Raw genomic sequence first — 2,251 nt, forward strand, 5'->3', positions numbered from 1 at the left:
TCGCAAAGTCAGCTGAACCTTGAGCCCAACCAGCCTCTTAGCTTTACCAATGTAAAAGTGAAAAAGATAGAGACTGCGGGAAATGAGAGTGATTACATCATCGACGTCAAAGAGGGCAGTTTAATATCCAGCACTGGCAGCATTTACTGAAAAAACAAGCACAACATACAGCTGATTTGGGGCTGCCAGATTTATGACGTCGCATTTTAATCCTTCGGACACCTTTGTCTTTGGCGTTAATTTTTGATCGATGAAACGCTATTCATCGGTTTTCCCGGGCGCTGAGGCCTTCATTCTGGATCGGCCTTTGGCGCTTGGTTGCCGCAGCCGGAAGAGAATCGATAGCAATCTCCAGCGGTTCATCCATGGTCGTACGGCCATAACTTATCTCGTGTCAGCAGGATGCTCAATGATGCATAGGCACTCACAGATACCAGAACGCCAATGCCGCAATAATAGTTGGCGGTAGTGCTGCTAATAGCAATCCCAATGGATGGACCACCTCTTCCTCGAAATGCCCACGCAGAATCGCGATTCCAGCCGGCTTGGGAGCGTTGGCGATGATGGTCAGGCCGCCGCCTGTGACTGCTCCGGCGACCAGCGCATACTTGAAATCATCTGGCAGTCCTTCAACCAAGGAGCCGAGGTAAGTCAGGGCTGCATTGTCGGTGAATGCGGTCAGAATGGTCGCGCCAAAGAATACTGCGTCGCTACTCATGCTCATGAGAACGGGCTGCAGCCACCACTGCTGCTGTCCGCCCAGGACGACCAACCCTGCCAGAAAGAAGGCAACCAGTAGACCCTCGCGCAGGATCAGGCGATCCTGGTGGTGTCGATAGGCATCGGCTAAACCGAGGAAAAAAAGGAACAGACCCACGAAAATTGCAGGATGATGAGCGAACACTACGACGCCCGCAAGAAACGCCAGATGGACCAAGACCAGGACCAAAGGCACAGAATTACTGCCGTCGCTGCTGTCCGTAGTTGACAGTTGACTTAATTCCCTGCGGAACAATAGCGTTGCTCCCAAGGCATTCAGGATGACCGCAATGCCGCTTTCCAGCCAAACGTTGACGTCATGAATGCAATATCCCAGTTCCATTTTCCAGCCACCATCAGCACAGGCGGAGCGGCAAATGGCATGAGTGTTCCCCCAATGGAAATGTTTACGAACAATACACCCAGCGTGGTTCAGGCGCAGGGAAATGCCATTCGCAAAAATACGATTAGACAGAATCAATGCGGCCAGGGTCATGGCTGCAGGTTCGGTGATGAACGAACCGAGCAAGGGCACCAGCGCCAGGGTTGTGAAGTAGAATCCGATGCACCCACTCAAGGGAATGATCCGGGCCACTGAGTGGATTGCAACCATCGCGGTTTGGAGGATCGGACGAGTACCGGCAATCACCATGATGGCGAAAACAAACATTGGCTCGGTGAAATTGCGTGAGTCCATATAGCCTATTGCGGCCGTTGAGCCGTCGATGGCAAACATCGCCAGGATCAGAACCAGGGCCCAGAAGCCAAACACCACTTCCACTTCTCCGAGGAAGTGCCACACCCCAGCATGAGCCGGCTGGGTATGCGCCAGGCGCTCAAAAAAATTGGTGGAGAAGGTATGCAGGATGGCAATGGCAAATAACGCTGAGCTGATCAGTTGAATGGTTGTTGGGGTCACATACTTCTCCTCCAGGAGGATTATAGGATCCAAAGGTAAGCACTTTACCTATCCCTTTGACTGTCAATTTTAAAGCTCAAGGAGGCTTTAAGTTTCACCCTCTGATTTTTCTTGCGATTCCGCAAGAGCGTGAGGCCAGAAGCGTTGCATGGCCAGGAAGGTAAATGAGGCAGACCAGGTAATCAATGACAAACCGGCAAGCCCTTCAGTAGCGGTAAGCATTCGTATTGCGCCCACAGGTATCAAATCCCCAAAGCCAACCGTCGTGTAGGAGATAGATGAATAATAAAAATAATCAAAAATGTCACCGGTTGTGATACCGGCGATTCGGCCAAGCCCCATCTCATGCTCCACAAACATGTAGGCAACGGCAAAAACCCACACCTCCAGAAAATGTGCGATTAATAGTCCCATCATTACCAGCAATACGCCAATGCGTTTATGTACATGCGCTCCCAACGTGAGGCCAAGAAAACGCAGTGCTTCATAATGGAGCATTACACAGATCGCCACGATCATTCCGGATATGCCCAAAATCACGAGGTGGGCAGCATGTTCATTCATGGGTTACTC

2 protein-coding genes are annotated in these 2,251 nt (G+C 51.1%); both read right to left on the reverse strand.

What is annotated here, in order from left to right:
* Positions 1–424: 424 nt before the first annotated feature.
* Entirely contained in the window at positions 425–1,678 is a 1,254-nt protein-coding gene (locus C8R21_RS15425) for a putative Na+/H+ antiporter (RefSeq protein ID WP_445668753.1), read from the reverse strand.
* Positions 1,679–1,765: 87 nt separating this feature from the next.
* Positions 1,766–2,242 (reverse strand): potassium channel family protein, encoded by a 477-nt coding sequence (locus C8R21_RS15430; protein ID WP_258192457.1) that lies wholly within the window; start codon positions 2,240–2,242, stop codon positions 1,766–1,768.
* Between the last annotated feature and the right edge of the window lie 9 nt (positions 2,243–2,251).

The organism is Nitrosospira multiformis (assembly GCF_003050865.1).
Taxonomy (GTDB): Bacteria; Pseudomonadota; Gammaproteobacteria; order Burkholderiales; family Nitrosomonadaceae; genus Nitrosospira; species Nitrosospira multiformis_E.

What these genes read in the sequence shown, in the direction of transcription:
- C8R21_RS15430 (WP_258192457.1), bottom strand. Translation starts at nt 2,242, where the DNA reads ATGAATGAACATGCTGCCCACCTCGTGATTTTGGGCATATCCGGAATG.